Source organism: Bacillus sp. FJAT-22090, from assembly GCF_001278755.1.
Taxonomy (GTDB): domain Bacteria; phylum Bacillota; class Bacilli; order Bacillales_A; family Planococcaceae; genus Psychrobacillus.
This window is the reverse complement of the sequence record NZ_CP012601.1, coordinates 837,271-856,947: the sequence shown is the minus strand read 5'-3', so window position 1 is coordinate 856,947 and position 19,677 is coordinate 837,271. Positions and strand designations below refer to the sequence as shown.

The 19,677-nt window shown below is 31.6% G+C and carries 25 protein-coding genes and 2 pseudogenes; 3 read left to right on the top strand and 24 right to left on the bottom strand.

Annotation, left to right across the window (positions count from 1 at the left end; genetic code table 11):
* Positions 1-373: 373 nt before the first annotated feature.
* The 3 genes from AM499_RS04465 to AM499_RS04455 all read right to left on the bottom strand — a co-directional run bounded on the left by AM499_RS04465 (position 374) and on the right by AM499_RS04455 (position 2,564).
* Positions 374-856 (bottom strand): hypothetical protein, encoded by a 483-nt coding sequence (locus AM499_RS04465; RefSeq protein WP_053589072.1) that lies wholly within the window; start codon positions 854-856, stop codon positions 374-376.
* Positions 857-979: 123 nt separating this feature from the next.
* Positions 980-1,429 (bottom strand): DUF1569 domain-containing protein, encoded by a 450-nt coding sequence (locus AM499_RS04460; RefSeq protein WP_053589071.1) that lies wholly within the window; start codon positions 1,427-1,429, stop codon positions 980-982.
* Between the two features lie 220 nt (positions 1,430-1,649).
* Positions 1,650-2,564 carry an aminoglycoside phosphotransferase family protein gene (locus tag AM499_RS04455; protein ID WP_053589070.1) on the bottom strand — a complete coding sequence of 305 codons (915 nt, stop codon included), beginning with the start codon at positions 2,562-2,564 and terminating at the stop codon, positions 1,650-1,652.
* Between the two features lie 208 nt (positions 2,565-2,772).
* Between AM499_RS04455 and AM499_RS22200 the strand changes: the two genes are divergently transcribed.
* Positions 2,773-2,895 carry a hypothetical protein gene (locus AM499_RS22200; RefSeq protein WP_269432378.1) on the top strand — a complete coding sequence of 41 codons (123 nt, stop codon included), beginning with the start codon at positions 2,773-2,775 and terminating at the stop codon, positions 2,893-2,895.
* A 154-nt stretch (positions 2,896-3,049) separates the two neighbouring features.
* Positions 3,050-3,181: pseudogene (locus tag AM499_RS21175) on the top strand (tyrosine-type recombinase/integrase); the annotation flags it as partial.
* An 81-nt stretch (positions 3,182-3,262) separates the two neighbouring features.
* On the opposite strand, the gene AM499_RS04450 reads toward AM499_RS21175, so the two are convergent.
* From AM499_RS04450 to AM499_RS04380, 15 genes and pseudogenes are all read right to left on the bottom strand, one after another.
* Positions 3,263-3,493: a hypothetical protein gene (locus AM499_RS04450; protein ID WP_053589069.1), complete on the bottom strand. Its 231-nt coding sequence runs from the start codon at positions 3,491-3,493 to the stop codon at positions 3,263-3,265.
* A gap of 248 nt (positions 3,494-3,741) precedes the next feature.
* Positions 3,742-4,062, bottom strand: coding sequence for an HIT family protein (locus AM499_RS04445; RefSeq protein WP_231687529.1), 321 nt, complete (start codon positions 4,060-4,062; stop codon positions 3,742-3,744).
* Between the two features lie 181 nt (positions 4,063-4,243).
* The gene (locus tag AM499_RS04440; protein WP_053589068.1) at positions 4,244-4,606 is read right to left on the bottom strand and encodes a hypothetical protein; all 363 of its coding nucleotides are present in this window, start codon (positions 4,604-4,606) and stop codon (positions 4,244-4,246) included.
* A 314-nt stretch (positions 4,607-4,920) separates the two neighbouring features.
* Positions 4,921-5,205, bottom strand: coding sequence for a hypothetical protein (locus tag AM499_RS04435; protein ID WP_053589067.1), 285 nt, complete (start codon positions 5,203-5,205; stop codon positions 4,921-4,923).
* Between the two features lie 161 nt (positions 5,206-5,366).
* Complete coding sequence (locus AM499_RS04430) at positions 5,367-5,792, bottom strand: DUF3139 domain-containing protein (RefSeq protein WP_053589066.1); 426 nt, start codon at positions 5,790-5,792, stop codon at positions 5,367-5,369.
* 137 nt (positions 5,793-5,929) lie between these two features.
* Positions 5,930-6,346, bottom strand: coding sequence for a hypothetical protein (locus AM499_RS04425; protein WP_053589065.1), 417 nt, complete (start codon positions 6,344-6,346; stop codon positions 5,930-5,932).
* Positions 6,347-6,719: 373 nt separating this feature from the next.
* The gene (locus AM499_RS04420; RefSeq protein WP_053589064.1) at positions 6,720-7,481 is read right to left on the bottom strand and encodes a VanZ family protein; all 762 of its coding nucleotides are present in this window, start codon (positions 7,479-7,481) and stop codon (positions 6,720-6,722) included.
* Positions 7,442-7,804 carry a PadR family transcriptional regulator gene (locus tag AM499_RS04415; protein ID WP_053589063.1) on the bottom strand — a complete coding sequence of 121 codons (363 nt, stop codon included), beginning with the start codon at positions 7,802-7,804 and terminating at the stop codon, positions 7,442-7,444. The genes AM499_RS04420 and AM499_RS04415 overlap by 40 nt, the downstream gene beginning before the upstream one ends.
* A gap of 261 nt (positions 7,805-8,065) precedes the next feature.
* Complete coding sequence (locus AM499_RS04410; protein ID WP_053589062.1) at positions 8,066-8,539, bottom strand: hypothetical protein; 474 nt, start codon at positions 8,537-8,539, stop codon at positions 8,066-8,068.
* A gap of 686 nt (positions 8,540-9,225) precedes the next feature.
* Positions 9,226-9,597: a hypothetical protein gene (locus AM499_RS21970; RefSeq protein ID WP_231687528.1), complete on the bottom strand. Its 372-nt coding sequence runs from the start codon at positions 9,595-9,597 to the stop codon at positions 9,226-9,228.
* Between the two features lie 15 nt (positions 9,598-9,612).
* On the bottom strand, positions 9,613-10,092 hold the full coding sequence (locus AM499_RS21965) for a hypothetical protein (protein WP_231687527.1): 480 nt from the start codon (positions 10,090-10,092) through the stop codon (positions 9,613-9,615).
* A gap of 326 nt (positions 10,093-10,418) precedes the next feature.
* Positions 10,419-11,515 (bottom strand): annotated as a pseudogene (locus AM499_RS04395) (metallophosphoesterase).
* Between the two features lie 213 nt (positions 11,516-11,728).
* Positions 11,729-12,205, bottom strand: coding sequence for an NUDIX domain-containing protein (locus AM499_RS04390; protein WP_053589060.1), 477 nt, complete (start codon positions 12,203-12,205; stop codon positions 11,729-11,731).
* A gap of 239 nt (positions 12,206-12,444) precedes the next feature.
* Positions 12,445-12,753, bottom strand: a complete 309-nt coding sequence (locus AM499_RS21795; RefSeq protein ID WP_197275590.1) for a hypothetical protein — start codon at positions 12,751-12,753, stop codon at positions 12,445-12,447.
* Between the two features lie 304 nt (positions 12,754-13,057).
* Entirely contained in the window at positions 13,058-13,399 is a 342-nt protein-coding gene (locus AM499_RS04380) for a hypothetical protein (RefSeq protein ID WP_053589059.1), read from the bottom strand.
* Between the two features lie 278 nt (positions 13,400-13,677).
* On the opposite strand from AM499_RS04380, the gene AM499_RS04375 reads away from it, so the two are divergent.
* A complete protein-coding gene (locus tag AM499_RS04375) occupies positions 13,678-14,358 on the top strand; it encodes a hypothetical protein (protein ID WP_053589058.1) in 681 nt (226 codons plus the stop codon).
* 93 nt (positions 14,359-14,451) lie between these two features.
* On the opposite strand, the gene AM499_RS04370 is transcribed toward AM499_RS04375, so the two are convergent.
* The 6 genes from AM499_RS04370 to AM499_RS04335 all read right to left on the bottom strand — a co-directional run bounded on the left by AM499_RS04370 (position 14,452) and on the right by AM499_RS04335 (position 19,487).
* Entirely contained in the window at positions 14,452-14,808 is a 357-nt protein-coding gene (locus tag AM499_RS04370) for an HIT family protein (RefSeq protein WP_053589057.1), read from the bottom strand.
* Positions 14,809-15,608: 800 nt separating this feature from the next.
* Positions 15,609-16,163, bottom strand: a complete 555-nt coding sequence (locus AM499_RS04355) for a uridine kinase family protein (RefSeq protein WP_053589054.1) — start codon at positions 16,161-16,163, stop codon at positions 15,609-15,611.
* 114 nt (positions 16,164-16,277) lie between these two features.
* Positions 16,278-16,919, bottom strand: coding sequence for a DUF4304 domain-containing protein (locus AM499_RS04350; RefSeq protein ID WP_053589053.1), 642 nt, complete (start codon positions 16,917-16,919; stop codon positions 16,278-16,280).
* A 281-nt stretch (positions 16,920-17,200) separates the two neighbouring features.
* Complete coding sequence (locus AM499_RS04345; protein WP_053589052.1) at positions 17,201-18,235, bottom strand: DUF4179 domain-containing protein; 1,035 nt, start codon at positions 18,233-18,235, stop codon at positions 17,201-17,203.
* Positions 18,232-18,786: an RNA polymerase sigma factor gene (locus AM499_RS04340; RefSeq protein ID WP_053589051.1), complete on the bottom strand. Its 555-nt coding sequence runs from the start codon at positions 18,784-18,786 to the stop codon at positions 18,232-18,234. Before AM499_RS04340 ends, AM499_RS04345 begins: the two co-directional genes overlap by 4 nt.
* 362 nt (positions 18,787-19,148) lie before the next feature.
* Entirely contained in the window at positions 19,149-19,487 is a 339-nt protein-coding gene (locus tag AM499_RS04335; RefSeq protein WP_053589050.1) for a hypothetical protein, read from the bottom strand.
* Between the last annotated feature and the right edge of the window lie 190 nt (positions 19,488-19,677).

The window sequence follows — 19,677 nt, the reverse complement described above, 5'->3', positions numbered from 1 at the left end:
ACTCTCATGATTTTTTGGAATTAATTTTATTTTGCTGAATTAAAAACAAAAAAACACCTATCAGGACAAAGAAACCACCAACAATTTGTAAGGTTATAATAGGTTCACCTAAAAGAAGTACTGCTAAAATGGTTGCTCCAATTGGCTCACCTAAGATACTCATAGATATAGTTGTTGTGTTTAGTTCAATAAAAATATTATAAATAACGTGCGCAATTATTTTTGAGAGTTATACAGCATTAACTTTAGCGATTTCACTATGCTTAGAAAAGTAGCAATTTACAAAGCTGATGGGATGAAGTTAAGGGTTTAATTTATCTCCTGCCAAGAATAGCATTTCAAAAAAGAAAAAGGGGTTACTCGACAGCTATTCTTAGTAAGATGGAAATGATCGTACTCCATCAAAGCCTCTTATATCATAATCTATATTTCCATAGCTATCTATTTGATTAATATTAATTATAAGAACGATTTTATCTGGTTGAGGAGGATTAAAGTATACCAAATTTTCATTTATTTCAAAACCATTTAAAAGCTTATAGTTCATGTAAATGCTTGTATCCCTTCCTCTATTATTTAAATTTTTATTTTTTTTTGTTTTTATTATTGAGGTATTCCCAGGTTTTAATCGTTCTATATTGCCTATTTCTTTATAGAATGTGTCTGTATCCTCTACATAACCGTATGAAAAATTAAGATTGGCTAGGTCACTTCCACTTAAATTATTTATCTCTATTGTAACGCCTTTTTCATAATTTTGATAAACATCAGGCTCTTGTAAAAAAGGTAGTAACATAGCTAATATAAATAAAAGAACAAATACTAATAAACAGAATAGAACTGTTTTATATTTCAAATCCAACAGCCTCCCATTATTCGACAGTACCTACTCCGACAGTTCAATAAGAAAAAAACCGCTAAAGCAGTTCGTGTTCTTCAACTAAAGCACCCGTTAGTAAAAAATCTCCACTTTGGTTTACTAAACACCAAACTGTTTTAAATGATGATCAAGGTGCTTATAAATTCCTTTTCCCCATTCCTCGGAAGTAAGTTTACCGAAAAAAGGATGTGGATGATTTGTACACTTCTGAGGACCATTACTTTGAAATGTTATAATTTTTTGTTTTAATTTTTTCTTTTCTGTTTCAAATTCTTTTTCATCTACAATCAAAATAGTAGGGATTGTTGACATGTTTTTTGCTAAGGGCTTGTCATTATAAAAAATTGGTTTCACAAACTTCCCAATTAATATCCCTAACCAACCTCTCGGAGGATAAGCATTTCCCATTGCAATGTCTTGAAAGGATGAACAATGTGCCAGCATTTTGGCAACATCCATTTTACCCCATTGCGGTTTTGAATTTCGGCTTAAATTGTCAATTCGGTTTAAAATTTCCTCTGCGTGCGATTGATTAAAAATATCCTTCATTTTTGTGCACCCCTTTGCATATTTGTTACCACATATCCCTAATTGATTTTGAACTAAACTGCACCTTTAGTTCAACAAGAAAAAGGTTTTACTCCTTCTTGAAATAAAGCACCCGTTAGTTTAAGTGAAACCTTTCACAAACCCTATCATATTTACTGAACTTCAACTTGCACCATTTACTTTAATTATAATCCTTCACAATAAAAAAAGAATTTCAAGCTTATATCTCTTCTGTATACCATTTAGGTTTTAATTTACTAAAGTAATCATGATCTTCTAAAAAAGTGTAAACTTTACCTAACATATCATTTATGTTGTCTGGAACAGTTTTTAAGGTCCATATTACAGTAGAGAAGACACACATTGCTAGATAAAGTGAATATAGCCTCCAAAAATATTCATCGGGTTCAGTATTATTAAAATAACCCCTTATTTGTCCAATTGAAAAAGGAATGCTTACTTCCCGACTGAAGATACCAATTTTAAGAAATTCATGAATAGGATCGCCCCAATCATACCGGTTAAAATCTATAACTCCCGCGAATTTTTTATTATTTACAATGATATTTCCAACATGAAAATCATCATGTTGAAACACGTTCGGACGTTCTTTCATGAGGTGTATATTTTCTTCAATAAAATTCATTATTTTATGGTCATTTTCAACTCTAATTCCACACGCTAAATAAGCATCAATATAATTCTTATGTTTTTCCTCTTTCCTTGAATGCCACGAAGTGACATGACTTGGAGCCGCAAACTGATGGATTTTCCTCAATTCTTTCCCAGCTTCAAAGCCAATATTAAATTGCTCTTGTTCTGAGTATTTTTGGATTTCTTCCTCGGCATCTTTACCCTCGATGTATGATGTGATTATGTACCCCCGACTCCCTACCTGTCCCATAGAAATCGGCTGTGAACAAGTAACGTTATATTCCTGCATCTTTTCTAGAATAGAATATTCTTTCTTTTTCGATTCAATCTCTTCTAACTTAAAAGTTCTAAGAAGTAACTTTTGGTTTCCATCATTCATATGTATTAGATATTTTTCATCTGGGGAAAACCCTTTTTTAATTTGAATAACGTCCTTACAATTGCTTATTACAGGAATCTGCTTTAATAGTGTTTCAATCATTTTCTCGCCTCTGTTCATTAAATTTTGAGAACAAATCATTGATTTATTATAGATTTATATTTCTTCTTTCACTAACCTGCTCCTTTAGTTCAACAAGAAAAAGGCTTTTCTCCTTCTTGAAATAAAGCACCAGTTAGTTGAATAAGCATCTTGTATAGTCAAGATATTTACTATACAGTTAAATTAACAAATATTAGGTGGTGTCTTAATGGAAAATTATCTTGTTTATATTGCTTTTGGCTTTGCTGTAGCTGGACTTGGTTCTTCTGTCGGCAATGAATATAGACTGAAAAAATTACAAAAAAGAATAGAAGAACTTGAAAAGAAATAGTTCCTGGCCTTACATTTGATGTAGGGTTTTTTATTACTCTTTTTGTGTCAAATGCGACATAAAAACTCCTATTCTCTTCTTAAACTAACCTGCTGCGTTAGTAAAATCACTCATTATGTCTATAATTCTATTAAGTCGGCAATAATCCCTTTAATATTTGTTGAATAATGGAGCTCCTATTGAAGTCATACAAAGTCTAATGGGGCATGAGAAAAGTGAAACCACAAGGATCTATGCTTTATTAAGCAGGAGGCGAAGGAAAGAGTATTATCAGAAGTACTTTTAAATGTAAATAGAGCAACGTCTTAAAAACGTTGCTCTATTTGACTAACGCACGACGTTTGTTTAAGTACATTTGAAACAACAGTTATCCAAAGTAATTATGAAAACACCAAACAATAAGAATCATACTCACTATTCCCCAAGCTGTGGTACTCACTATCCACCAAATTATGGATTTAGCTTTTGTTGAACTTTCCTCGCCTTCCATATTTGCTGTTATAAAAGCAAGCTTACTTTCCATACCTTTTTTCATAGAAATGAGAACAACAAATCCGGTTATTATGAAAGCAATAGTTATCCAGAGTAATAAGTCCACCTTTTATACCTCCCTTTTTTTGTGAATTACTTTCCTTTCAATCTTCTTTATTCAATTATTTGCCGCGTTAATTCAATAAGAAAAAATGCTTTAATCCTTCTTGAAGTAAAGCACCCGTTAGTTGAACAAGACTTATATTAATCTTTTTATAGCCTCTACAAATTCATTCCTTGTAATTAACAATTTATTTTTTACATTTTCATTGTTTAAAGGTACTTTTAAGTAGAAGTCAGCAAATGACTGATGTTTTACCTAGGTACTACGTGCATATGAAAATGAGTTAGTTCGCTAAATATTCCACCATTTTGACATATTGTTACCCCATCAGGTTTATATAGTGCCCTTATAACCTTTGAAAGTAATCTTGCTGCCTGCATAACTGCATTTGCAGTTTCTATATCCAGTTCATCAACATCTTCAAAATGCTCTATTGGGATTATCATAACGTGTCCTTCATTAAATGGGTCGTGGTCTAAAATGCAACAAATAAAATCATTCTCGTAGACTACATTCACAGGTGCAATTTTATTAGATAAACTACACCCTACACATTTTATATTATCTTTCACATTATCACCTCTCCGTTGTATTTCATTCTAGTTATGCAAAATTCATATTCTTCACTGCCTCTTTAGTTCAATAAGAAAAAAGCTTTACTCCTTCTTGAAGTAAAGCACCCGTTAGTTGAAGAAGAATTTCCAACTTTAACTAACATAATTGCTTTGACCATTAAAACTTAACGAGAAATCACTATGCTAAATTTTGCTTTTGGAATCCATATCTATATAAACCTAGCAATAGAGGATACATAATAATAAACGTGAAAACCGTAACAAAAATAATTCCTTCTATTCCTAGTTCAGCATCTTGAAACCCATAATAAAGTGAAGATACAATTGCATCTATTACAGTAACTATGAATATGATTTTCCAAAAAGATTGCGAATAGAATTGTTTCTTGTATACATAACCATAAAATCCCACTGTGTTAATAATGGCAATAATCGTACTCACAATTCTTAATACAGTTTCTCCCCAACCATATTCATTTTCTAAAAACATTGACACTATCAACAAAACTAACATTATCCAAAAATAAATTTTCCAAAGCATCTTTGTACCTCACGTTTCTTCATTTTCACCACTTCTTACTAATTTTTCCCATAGAATACTTGACTTTTCAAATCTTAACAATATATTCCCATGATTTATATATGTAATTTTTTCCTTATTGAACTAACCCGCTGCGTTAGTTCAACAAGTAAAAGAGTTGCCTAAGCAACCCTATAATCTTTACTAAAGCACCCGTTAGATTCAATTTATATATGGAGTAAAACTAAAACTTGGATACTTGTTAACTAAACTGCCCCTTACTTGAAGAACTATAATGCTTTTCTTCTGACAGCATTATTTAACCAAAGAACCCCTTATGGTTGTTTAAAACCATATAAACCCGCAAAAGTTATAAAGGTCCAAAAGCACAGAATAATTATATTCGCGAAGACTAGTGAAATTCTTACATTACCTTTAACTCCTATTACACCAAATAACAGTCCAAGGAAGCCCCAAATAATAGGTAAGTAAAAACTTATATTCCAAATAAATTCAAGATATGCATCACTCCTTTGTCCTAAAAAAGATATTGCTATTAAAGGGGAAACCATTAATATTAGGAATAATGCAGATAGGAAGGAATAAATCTTTTTTTTCAATATTTTCACTCCTTTACTGTTTAAACTAGTTATTTCATCAAGTAGTCATGTTAAGGTTTAAAAACTTACCTGCTGCTATAATTTAATAACAATATAGGCTGTTTATTGACAAGGTTCTGCTAAGGTGCCTGTTAGTTTAATTATGGTATATGGAATTGGAATTATTCTATTATATATTTATCAATTTCACTTAAAGGATCATAATTTTTTAATTTAGATTTATTAATGTTCATCTCTATTGCTTTATTTGTGAGAATATAATCAAATTGTATCACCTCAGCATGAGCAAAATAGATATATCTTACATAGGGTTCATCTTCAAAAATTACAACTACATAATATGGAGGCAACTTTACTCCATATATTCCATCAACAGATTTTATATCTTTCTTATCATATCCCTTTTCATCCACTAGATAACTAGTCACTCTCTTTTCATATTCAGTTTTAGTGTTTTCTATTTTTAGAAACGCTCCAAAGAAAACCACACAAATAAGCACAATAAATATGATTAAAATTCTAGTTACTTTCTTACTCAAAATCTCACCGTTTTTTTTAACATAAAAACACCTCTTGTCTTGTACCATTCTTCATTTCATTCATTATTTCCTTCTTAAACTACCTGCCCCGTTAGTTCAACAAGAAAAAGAGCCGTCTTAGCAGCTCAATGTTCTTTAACTAAAGCACCCGTTAGTTTAAGTAGCATACTTCACAAACTTTAGTTTTATTTTCTGTTCAATATAATAACTTCAGAATTGCCGTCCCACTCTATATTTGCTTCCATCTGTTCATCTTCTTCAATAATTACTGCACAACTTTCATTGTTTAATGGGGGTCCTGTACACTCACTATTACCAGAATTAATATTTTTACCGTGTTGGTTGAATCTTTCTTCTTTACTTGTAATTTCAAACCATGAACTCTTTAAGTTATACCCAAATACCGCTGGTACTGGTTCTTTACCGATATATTCAAATGATACATCTGCCCATTCTCTTTCATTACTTATTTCAGTTTCGTACTTAACAATCCAGTTGTTACTTTTTCCATGAAATTTATATTCTTTCCCTTCTTGTGAACAAGCACTTAAGATCAGAGACAAAAAAATAAACATAATACCTAAAATCTTATTTAACCTCACAGTTACGCCCCCTAAATACTATACATTTCCAATATTAACATTTTTATGCAATGTAATCTAATGCTTGTTCAACTAAACTACTGCTTTAGTTAAATAAGAAAAAAGAGTTGCATAAGCAACCCCATGAATTTTAACTAAAGCACCCGTTAGCCATCCATGAAGCCCTGCTTCACCACAGAATATGAAAGAAAATTAGGTTCTTCCATGGTAGTGAAATAGCGATTGCTTTATTGAACAATCGCCCCCGGTAGTCCATATGAATTATGGGCCTTAAATTATTTTTTAATCTGAAGAGTAACTTGGATGGAGTCTGTTATTTATTCCATTCAACTACCATAATTTTATCTTAATAAGAATTAACACTATATAACTTTTAACTTGTTGTTTTCCGAAATACATTCCATCTAGAAAACATAGGGATTTTCACTATTATTTTTATAATGAAATAACCTATTGTACTACCCATTGTATTTAAAATTATATCGTCTATATCGAACTGACCAATTTGAAGGAAAAATTGTAATAACTCAATAGAAATACTAAATAGCATGGCAAATACAAAAACTTGTGAAAATGTTTTATATTTCTTAAATAAAATAGGCAGAAAAATACCAAGCGGAACGAAAAGTAAAATATTCCCTATTGTATTATTCATAATAATATCGAAGTTGTATCTGTCACTACCCATTATATAACCATAAGTACTTTTAAATGGTATTACATTGGAATTACGTATCCAAGTATCTATATCAAAAAATGTAGAGCCTTCTGGGTAGTAAAAGTACCTATTAAATGATGAGTTATAATTAATTATTCTCCATAAAATCCTTATGAATAGCAAATTAGTAAGTAAGAATATAGAATACAATCCAAATAAAAACCAATTTACTTTCTTGAAAATTTTGTAATATGGAAAAAGGGAATGTTGAAATCCTTCTTTTATAGTTTTATTGCTACCAAAAATTTGTATTGCTTTTTTTGTAGCATCTTCGTCTGAAAAGCCTTCCAAAATATACTCACCCTTCAGTAAAATTAAATGACTTTTCATTTCTTCTGCTATTTCACTTTTTTCTTTTTCTTCACAGTCTAGTTCTTCTACAATTTGTTTGATATAGGTTTCAATGATTTTATCCATGCCATTCCCTCCGAACAAGTTTTAATTAAATTACTTACCTTCTGCCATTCTTGTAATTTTCTCTCTAACTCCTTTTTTCCAGCATCAGTAATTCTATAGTATTTTCTTCTTGCTCCTGATTCAGGATAATCCCAATAAGACTGAAGCCACTCTTTATTTTCTAGCCTTTTCAAAGCAGGATATAAGGTTCCCTCGCCCATATTGTAAAGCTCACCACTATTTTGCTTTAATGTTTTGACCATTTCATATCCATACATATCTCTACTACTAATAATTGAAAGAAGTAAAATATCAATACTTCCTTTCATAATCTCCTTATCCACAAACTCACCTCACCAAATAAAATATTTATTATTATTGTAACACTACATACATCGTGATACTAGGTTACTTTCCATAAAAAAATTCACTTTTATGAAAATTCCTTATTCAACTAACCTGCTGCGTTAGTTTAAGTGTAACATTTCACATTGATCGCCGAAATCAATCATGGTATTTTGGATGTAAAAATAGACCATCTAATGATGGTCTTGTTTAACTAAAGCACCCGTTAGTTGAATAAGATAATTTCGATTTATGTAGTTCTAATCCCAATAATTAAAGATTATCTCTCCAATTCTTTCAGGCTTCCAATAAGCTATTTGTTCCAATTCATCACTATTTAATTCATTGTCATTTTGTACAATACTCTTTTTAGAACCTAACCTTAGTAGTACAGGGGCATTCAGTTCAATAGTATTAAGGACATTATAAAAAGGGCTAAACTGTTTAAATAACTCAGGTTCATCAATAAAAGTAATCTTTCCATATTCCACATCAAAAGCAAAAGCCATAAAAGGATAATGTACATTAAGCAATATATGCAAATGTTTATTAAAAACTTTAGCTTCAACATCAAAAAAATTAGTGGCTACCTGTGGTTCTTTAAAATCCAACACTTCTCCACCATTACTGCTAATGAGACTAAAACATATCTGTTTAAATTGTTTTTCATCAATTGTTGGTGGTTTATTATGTTTTGCACTATAAAAACCAGTTACTCCATTAGGAAGCTTCATTAAGTAACCCACCCTCAATTAGTATTTTTATAACCTATATTATCCATTCATTATTGAACTAACCTGCTTCGTTACTTCAATAAGAAAAAGCTACCCTTAAAGGCAGCCTCTTGTTCTACTAAAGCACCCGTTAGTGATCTAAGAAACTTCAGCACTGTTTCTAATTCAGATATTAGCTTAAAAGGTAGCCAACGGTATATATTATCAACTGTAAATAAAGGCTATTCACTTGTTAATATTAGCTCTCGCGAATTGACATCATAAATTTTATAATCAATTTCAAACTCATGGTCTTTTGTAACTGTCACCTCACAATAGTAAGGGATAGACTCTCCATAAGCATCAAGTGCAGGAATATAGTTAAAAGTAAACATATCGCCTGTATCAAGCATTTCAAAGGTCGATTATGGTGCAGTCCCCGCTGACAACATCATATTCCTTTAGTAGTATGTATTTTAGACTTGGGAGAGTAGTCACTAAAAGTAATACACCAAATAGAAAGGCTCCAACGGTATTAACTACATTTAGTAATGTAAAGTCTTTGTCAACATACATAAAACCAAATATAAATACAGCCATCAGAACTGACAAAATTCCTAATATGGTAGAGGTGACTCTACAAATGTAGAATCACCTCTATTTCATTTGTTGTATTTCTAGAGCCGCATCTAGAATAAGTACTGCTTTTATGAATAAATTGATTTATTCCATTGATGATAAAATGTACTAATCGTTTTAAAACGCTCTGAAGGATTATTTTCCAATGCTTTTGTACATATATTATATAGCTTTTTTGATGCTTCCCACTTTTCAAAGCTTTTATCACTTCTTCCGCCAATAAAAGCAAAAGCCAATACTGCTAAAGTATATACATTTGTAGCACTTGTAATTTCAGCATTTAATTGATACTCTTCAGGTGCTTTATAACGACTCGAACCCCAAAATTTCTCACCAATATCATTGACAATAGGTGCTTTTCTGAAAAAATCTATATCACAAATATATAATTCACCATTTATGAAATCATACAATATGCTACCATCATAAAAATCAACCATCACGTATCCCTTAGCTTATACAAAAGCTGCAAATTCATATATTTGGGTCAATATAGAAATGCGTCTTTGTAAGGGTAAATTTCTCAATTTAACAAAAGGAGAATCAGGTGAATTATACTTTTCAAAAGGCGTAAAATCCCAATGATTATGCATACATTCTCCAACCACCCATTTAAATTTTAAACCGTAACCTTGTTCTGTTTGAAACTCTCCTAAAAAATGAATTAATAATGGATGATTAATCTGTTGATAAACTTTTTCTGCATCTTTTAAACGTTGAATCGCTTCTTGTAAATCTCCGGTATATTCCAAATTTCTTGCACCAGCATACTTAATGAAATATCTTTCACCATTTTCTATTATCCCAAAACTGATATTTCCTGAATCTTGCTGATTGAAAAGAGTAAATACTTCTACTTTACTTAGCCAGTTGAAATTGTGATATTCCTTTAGTTCTAATGATATTTTATTATTTCCAATGGATACTTTTACCAAATTATACTCCTTCTATTTGAGTTTACGCAGTTTATAGAGGGATGATACGCCCACTCAATAATAATATACCTCTAAGCATCTTTGTGAATTTTTCATTTAACATCACACCTTTCGATATTCTACCTGTATATTTATCAAAGTCATTTTTCCTTTGTCCTATTATAACTTCTGCAAAAGGATTAAGAATCCTTCTTCAACTTACCTGCTGCGTTAGTTTAAGTGTAACATTTCACATTGTATCGCCGAAATCTTCTTAATGTTTTGGAGGTAAAAATAGACCATCTAAATTTTTCTAAAGGACACGTTAGTTGAATAAGTACATCAAATTAATTAAAACTTTCCTTTGTTACCCAACCTACTACACCATCTTTTTTAATTAAATTATATCCACTACAGGTATCGTCAATTATTGAAATTATATCTCCTTTGTTTACGTTTATTTGTGAACAAGACAAATCTGTTTTAACAGAATAAGTACCATTATCATTTTGATTAATATATTCATTTTTCACATAAAGTAATTGGTTTGTTTTTATTTGTTTACATAAGGTAAAATGACTATTTTTTTCAACTGGTTGTATTTCAAAATGTGGGTAACTAACAGAACCGACCATCATTTGATCTGCATAAAAATCTTTAATCACCTTACTTTCGGAAAACTTATCAATATAAAAATGCAGAAATTTTTCTTTAGAAGAATCCCTGTTTATGATAAATGCATTTAATTGTCCAGTTTGTTTAATGACATTTCCACCGTCAATTGCAATAATTTTTTTAGAATTTTCTATTATTGGATTGTGTGAAAATACTTTTTCAGAATAGTTTACAACTGGCCAATGTCCGACAATAACATATTTATTAGCACAATGTTTTCTTTCTAAAAAAGAGGAGAGTCTAATTGCTGTAGTTCGATCTGTGTCTTTCCAATTTTTTATGTTTGCTAAACCAGCATGAACAAAAAAATATAGTCCTCTGTTTCGATAGCTGTTGGTAATTCTGTTAGCCATTTAATTTCTTCAGAAAAATTATGTATTAATTCTTCTTTTATATATTGTACTTTCGTTTCTTCATTTATATAAATACCTAAGTCTTCAAGCCATTCATTTAATAATGATTTTTTTCTAGTAATTAAATATTTTATTAATTTCGGATTTTCATTCAATAAATCTTCAACTATTGTATCGCAATTACCTTCTGTAACATGAACATTACGATTATTAGCGGAAAGAGTCATTATGTATTTTACTACGCCTTTACTGTTACTACCCTTCTCACAAAGATCACCATTTATTATTAAGTAATCCTCCTCGTTGTAGCTAACATTTTCTAAGAGCTTTTTAAAGAGTTCTAATTCTCCATGAATATCAGATATTACAATGATTCTTGAATTACTAGGAATTGATAAGTCTCTAATTTTATACAATATAATAACCCCTTAAACAGTTCTAAAATTGCTCTAATTATATACTAGGAAATCAATAAAATGGATAATATTAATTCTTAAACTAAACTGCTGCTTTAGTTTAAATGTAACATCACACTCGATCTCCGAAATCTACTTGATGTTGTTTTGGACGTAAAACAAAACATCGAAATGATGTCTTGTCTAACTAAAGCACCTGTTAGTTGAATAAGGTTATTCCACCAAACAAGACCATTCAATCTTTAATTGATTAACTGACCCTATAAACACAGATTGTTCATTTGGATTATTAATATAATGTTTTAGCATATATTTAACTGTCAAAGGCATTTCTAAGCTTAAAATTTTCGAAAGGTCTATCCAATGAAGAGTACCTTCATCTGAATTTAGAAAATTATTCTTTAATGTATTTCCAAAATAAATATAGTGTTGTCGAATTTCATTTTTGCTTCTACGCATTAATATATAACGAAGTTCAAGTTTCTCTATTTCATTCTCTCTTATTCCCGTCTCTTCGAAAATTTCTCGAAAACAAGATTCTTCAGGACTATTATGTTCATTGGCCTCGACATGTCCGCCAATTCCAGTCCATAAATTAGATGCTAATGTTCTTTCTTTGGAGCGTTTCAACATCAAGAGTTTATTATCAAAAAAAAGATAAGCTCCCGTCATTATTCGCATTCTTATCATAAACACCCGTCCTTCTGTTTCCTTGTTTACTAGTTTATTTCTTGGTTTCTGTAACAAACTCCTTCTTTAACTAAACTGCCGCGTTAGTTTAAGTGTAACATTACACAATGGATCGCATATGGACGTAAAAATAGACCATCGAAATAATGGTTTTGTTTAACTAAAGCACCCGTTAGTTTAAGAAGAACAGAGACGCTTCTTAAACAATCGAGCCCGTTAATAATATACAAGGGCTTTATTTAAGATTTACTTTTACCTGTAAATATAATAACCGCACCAGCAACAAAGACAATCATAAACGCCATTAAAGCAAGACCGAAAACAGACTGTTTTAAGAAGTAGCTAAAAATAACGATAGGGGTACCAATCATAGCGACAATTGATGCAAATTTCATATAACGGACAACGTTTGGAGAAACCTCGGGTTCCTCTTGGTACTTCCAACGTATTCCAAATAAAAAACTATCTTCAGGATAATTATAGGTCCAAATAAAGAATGCATAAAGTGGAATCATAAAAATTACTGCTATAACGATTTCGCCTATCATATTTCTCCCACCTTTAAAATCTTTTCATTGGATTGAAAAAACCTTCCCAAAATGAAAATCCAATTAATACTGATACGTTTTTGAAGGCTAAAGGTTACAAAAAACGTTTGTTAAACAACACTCTTCAACTAACCTGCTGCGTTAGTTTTAGTGTAACATTTCACAATGGATTTCTGAGTACTACTTGATGTTTCGGATAAAAAAATAGACCATCAAATGATGGTCTTGTTTAACTAAAGCACCCGTTTGTTTAAGTGTATTTATTCACATAGAACTATCCAAAATAGTTCTATGTATGCAAGTTCTAATAATCTAACTGCTTTAAGCTCAATAATAAACCATCATCTGTAATCTTTTTAACCTTGAATGAATTTAACTTTCTGTCAATTTTTTTATCCATTTTATCTGCATTACTGAATGAATTTCTTACTGCATCTATTGCATAATTAAGAATTGATAACACACCTGCACTTCCTAATGCCACTCCTATACTTTCGTTCTCTGGAAGATGAGTATCCATAATCTTTCTTACTTCTTTATAATAGTCTCCTTTAATAAGGATATATTCAGATTTTGTCTCTAAACCTGCTAATAACTCAGTTCGATTATGTGCTTCATAAGCTTCTATACCATTCACTTTGTACATAAAAAATCCACCTTTCAAGTGTCATAATAATCAACTCATAATAATTATATGAATATAAACAAACTAAAGTACCGCTTTTTTCTAATTTTATTTATTCGACTAAACTGCCCCGTTAGTTGAATAAGAGTTATTTGGTTTACATATCCCTATATACCTATTTGTCCTTCTTCCTGTTAGAGTAAAATATTTTACTTTTAATCCTAAATTTTGAAATAGAGGAAAACATGTTATAATTTTATAATATCAAAATATACATTAACGATAGGAGAAATTTTCTGGTGACAAAAAAATATTCGATATTTATAATACTTATCTTAATGACATTTACTATTGTATTTTTTATGAATAGAACTCCAGATATCAATAATCTTAAGGGCGAGGAAACAGTTGGAATCTCTAGTAACAATTCAGTTGTAGCTGATACTTTGAAAGACTCATACATGAAATTATTTGATAAGAACGGGCAAATGATTAAATCCTATTCTGAGGAAGAAATTAAAAATCAATTAATCGAAACAAATCTCTATAAATCAGCAGAAGCTGAAAATGGAAAACCATTTGCTAATTTTTTCGATGAAAATGGGTTGATTATGAATCCTTCCGAAGAAATCAAGGCTGAAGTAAAAGAACTTTCACAATCAAATAAATTTAAACTTTATGTTTTCCATAGATTTTCATTTTCTAGCAATATACTTGTAGGTCAAAATAGTATTGCTACATTTAGTAAACCTCAAAGTATAATTATTGAGCCAATAGAAAAGTTTGAATCTATGTCTATTATCTTGCAAAACTCAGCAGGCAATAGAGTCGGAAGGATTGAAATCGGAAATTACTTAGGGGGGTTAAGTGTCCCATTAGATGATTTTGAATTAGATGATTCATATTCCATTCAATTAATTAACAATAATCAAGAAATACCAATTTATCTACATGGCGGAGTAATTATTTACAAATATTAAAAGTTTCCTTATTCAACTAACCTGCCCCTTTAGTTCAATAAGAAAAAAGCTTTACTCCTTCTTGAAGTAAAGCACCCGTTAGTTGAACACGATTTATATTATTTTTTTGATAATCTCTACAAATTCATTCCTTGTATTTAACAAATTACTTTTTACAGTTTCATTGTTTAAAGGTTCTTCTAAATAGAAGTCAGCAAATGACTGATGTTTATACCTCGGTATAACGTGCATATGAAAATGAGTTAGTTCGCTAAATAATCCACCATTTTGACATATTGTTATCCCATCAGGTTTATATAGTACCTTTATAACTTTTGAAAGTAATCTTGCTGCCTGTATAACCCCATTTGCGGTATCAGGATCCAGTTCATCAACATCTTCAAAGTGCTTTTTTGGTATTATCATAACGTGTGATAAATTACACCCTACACAATTTATATTTTCATTCACATTATCACCTCTCTGTTAGTTTTCTGTAAGTTTCATGTTCTTCAATTAAACTGACTCTTTAGGGAAAAAGCGTCTCCACTTCTTCAACTAAAGCACCCGTTAGTTGAATAGCCGAGTGCTATGAGGAAATAAAAAAGCATCTAGTTTGAGATGCTTAAATAGAATTTTTTTTAAATGTTTTTTTCAATATGTCAGAGAAACCACTAAACAAAAGAAATAGTGAAATTGCAATTTGTTGTTCTAAATCTAAATCGTTTAAATAAAAATAAAAGATAATGCACGAGACTAATTAATATAGCTAACATTTTAAACCTTTTATTCTTATTATCTTCATCTAACATAAATAATAATATTGGAAAAATATATAGATAAGGGATAGTTGGATACCAAATAAAAACCAAATAAGATAGTAATTGTACCATACGAAAAAGTAAGTTTGATTTAGAATCCAGCTTCATAGCAAATTGCTCCTTACATTCTTATGTCTACTCTAAAAAGCAGTATCTTTATCCTACAGGTAGCCACTTGTAAATATTCCGCTAATTTTCTTTGTTGATGTGGATGAAGATGTGCTTCAGATTCTTCAATACAGAAAATAGAAACTTCGTCAGGTTGTCCATCTTTAATAGAAATTTGATTTAAAGCAGACCACAAAGCAATAAAAGCCTGGTTCTTTCTTACTTCACCCCCCAATTGAAAAGTGTGTTCTCAAACCAGCTGCGTTAGTTCAAGAAGAAAAAGAGTTGCCTAAGAAACCCATGTTCTTCAACTTAAGCACCCGTTAGTTGAATAAGAAAATGTTAATTTAGTATCCATTTACGAACAACATCTATTGAATTTTTAGTAGTATTGGAACCGTTTATGATTATATCTGCGTACCATTTTGTAGGTTCAACAAACTCATTATAACGATGTCTAACTATATCAAGATATTCGGAAGAAATTTCATCAAAGCTTTCTTCGTTTTTATCTCGTTTTAATCTCCTGACTAATCTCTCATCTGATGGGCAATCAACAAATATCTTCAAATCAAGTTTCTCTCGAATTTCTTCAAAATACAAGACCATTAAGCCTTCAACAATAACAACATTAACCATTTTAGATGATATTAAATGATTTATATCTCTATTTAGCTTGTCAATATCCACAGAAGTAGGATGGTCATAATCATCATATTGTCTTCCATTGTATGGAGCATTTACTTTCGGCTTTACTTCTTTAAAGTAATCATCGGTAGATATGGTTTTAACTTTCAATGCATCTAAATTCTTCGCCAAATTACTACAATAAGTGGTTTTTCCACTACCTGAACCACCTGTTATTCCAATAACAATACTACGGTCTATTTTTCTCATTATGGTCTCCTTTACTTCTAAGTTCTTCCCAGTCCTTATAAAATTAACCTGCTGCGTTTGTTCAATAAGAAAAAAGAGCTTTCTAAGCAACCCATAATCTAACTAAAGCACCCGTTAGTTGAAGAAGGAATCAATTCTTTTTTGTTCTCGTTCTAGCAATTGACTGTACTCATTAAACTTTGCATTATCATTTAAATGTTTCGCAAAGTACTTTGCATTATAAAATTTATTGAACGAGTTATGTTCTTTTTCAATTTCATTAAAGGCTGTCTCTAAATCTGTATATTTCCTAAACCAATCTAATCCAGAAATTAAGAAAGAATGTTTTATATCGCTTATAACTTCCTCAATGTTCGAACCGTTAGTTTCAATCCACCAAATATCTTTTCGGTCTACTTCAGCAGGATTATCAAAATGGCGGGTGTAATTAGCTTGGTCGATATTACAGTTTAACTCGTTCGGCAGTTGACATTGATGTGCTTTTGGTAGTAATTCACCTTTAGTTCCCGTTTTGATATCACTGTTTTCAGTTGGAACGAAGTCATAATATATCCCTAGCTCCACGTGAATAGACATAGGAGACCATCCCGTCACTTCTGAAAAATACTTGCCCACAGCAGTAATATCTACCACCCAGATACAATGATCGATGCTGGCCCAATTATGCCTCGTATTAACTTTATTAAATCCATTTTCCTTTAATGTTGGTGTTAGAATCTTTCTGATCACTTTATTTATTTCGGGAGATCCTATCATTATTATCCCACCTCACTTTTATAAAAAATTTCTTCTTCAACTAAACTGCCGCGTTAGTTTAAGTGTAACATTTCACAATGGATTGCAGAAATCTACTTGATGTTTTGGACATAAAAATAGACCATCCAAATGATGGTCTTGTTTAACTAAAGCATCCGTTAGTTGAAGAAAGAATAATTGTATTTGCACTGTTTTTATATCTAGAGTTACTTTGAGTCACAGCCATTTAAAGTTATTAGTATGAGATAAATAACGGGTGTAATTATAATTTGTTTGGTTTTTTAAAAAGGAAAATCTTTTCCGTTCTTGTCTTGGACAATTAGCTCATATTTTTGATTCTCTGTCATTGTTTTTACTTCTTCGCTATCCAGAAACTCAGTAATTTCTTTTCGGATTTTGGTTACCGTCTCTTTAGTATCTACTTCCGATAGTTTCATGTTCGTCATGATGGTAATAGACACTTTTTCTGGCTTGTAGGAATAGCTAATGTCAGCTACCCGGTACTCTTTTTTTAGGAAAAACTCTTCTTCTATGCTTCTCATGACCGGCATCCACTTATCCTTAAGTTCCTCTTCCGAAACGTCTCGAGTTATAATCTGTACCTGTGACGGTGTATCGTTTGCTTTCAAAAGTTCAATCGCGGCCTTGTAAATTTCTACTTTCTTAGCTTCATCGGCAATCGGGATGTACACGTTTACTACAGGGCCATATGCGTTAACATTCATAATCGAGTAGCCTGCACCCTGCAAGTCCGACATCAACTTTTCGCCTAGTTCCTCCCTTTGATTACCTATCTCTTTTAGCACGGGAGATACCTCATTCGTGTCAGAAACCGTTAACTCGTAGTTATCATACCCCTTTTTTTCCAAAATTTCAGTCAAAATAGTCAAAACTTTGCCCTCTTCTTGCTTGACGTATTCTTCCGTTCCCTCCAGCGATATGTCAAAGTGTGGCTTCTGTCTCCAGATCCCCATGCCGATACTTGTTGGTTGATACCCTTCTTTCACCAACGCTTCCGTAATTACTTCATGTATAGGTTTATGGAATATTTGTCCAATATAAGGGATTTTCGATGCCATTTCCGCCATGGTTGGATTCAGGAATGCGGAACCCGTTAGGACGACAATACTGATAACCGCTGCAACTACAAACTGGGATTTTCTCCAACCTCTTTTTCTTCCTGTCGCTTTTTCAAAATCCGCTCTTTTTTCCGATTCTTCCTTAATGTTTTTAGCAAATTCGTACATGGAAGATGGTACCTGGATTTTTTCCATCTCTTCTTTAATTTCTTTCTTCATTGATTCATCAATTTTCATTGTGAATTCACCCCTATAAATTGATTTTCGATCAATCTTTTTTTCAGAGTGTTCCTTGCTCTTCGAAGGTGGGATTTGACCGTCGAACTTTTCAGTCCCAACAAATCTGAAATTTCTTGGATTGCTTGCTCTTGGTAATAGTAGAGGATTAGGACGTTCCGGTAGTCCCTGTTATCGAGGGATAATATACCCCTTTTAATCTCGTTCTCGGTTTCCTCTTTTAGCACGCTTTCCATCACGCTATGTTTGTCTGTCACCGCATCGATTTCAAGCGGAGATTCCTTCAGGCGGTCATTCTTTCTCCAAGCATCGATTGAGCGGTGGGTGACCAATTTATAGAACCAGGTGTTGAAATAGGTGATATCCTTTCCACTCATAATATTCCTATATGCCTCAATCAACGCATTTTGGACAACCTCTTCTGCCTGATCCCTCGACTTGAGGATACTGAAACTGGTCCTGTACCCCTTTTCAATCAAGGGGTTGACTAGTTGAGCAAAAGCTTCGTCCTCGCCGTTCCGGATCCGTGTCATCAGTATTTCCTGTTCCATGAGGAAACCCCCCTTTTTTGTTTCTACCTTTTAGGCGACGGTGAGGCTGGTTAGGATGCACAATTCGAAAAGATAAAATGGTAAAGGAGTTGAATTTACTTCCAACTCTAGTAAAGTTTAATAAAAAGCAGTAAATTTATTATACCTGATTTCCCGAAAATTCAGATCCATTATTCATGATGACATTTGTTAATAAAAAAATAACCCAGTTCAATGAACTCGGCTAATACCTTGTTTTTTTTAATAATTATTGAACTAAACTGCTGCGTTAGTTTAATAAGAAAAAAGGCTTTAGCCCTTCTTGAAGTAAAGACCCGTTAGTTAAATAAAGATTTTTATTATTCATCTTCAGTATCAAGTAATTAACCAACAAATTCTTCGTGTAATGCAACTTCTTTTTGTAGTGACTCATTTGTCTCCCTATCCACTAAATCAATGAAATAATTCTCAGCAAGTTCATCGCCACTATCAATCATAACTAAAATTGAGTGAATTATACCTTGAATAACTTCACTTTGAACTTTATGAAAAGCATTTAATTCTACCTGTGATGCGAGTTTTGTTTGAAGAATTTTATATTCGTCTTCATAATCAGACCAGATTAAATCTGTATTAGAATTTAAGCCATCAACGGCTGTTTTCGTCCAGTAATCCTTTATATTTATTAGGTTCTGTAAAAGTAGCTTTTGTTTTTCATTCATATGTAATTTCCCACTTGAAAATGGTAAAACCCATTATTATTTCTAATCCCTTCTTCAACTAACCTGCCCCGTTAGTTTAAGTGAAATGTTTCACAAACTCCCCTAACAAATGGTTTCTGATTACCTATTTATAGGTCTTTCTAAAATCAATTTCATTGTATTTTGATCTATTAGTATAATAAGTTCAACA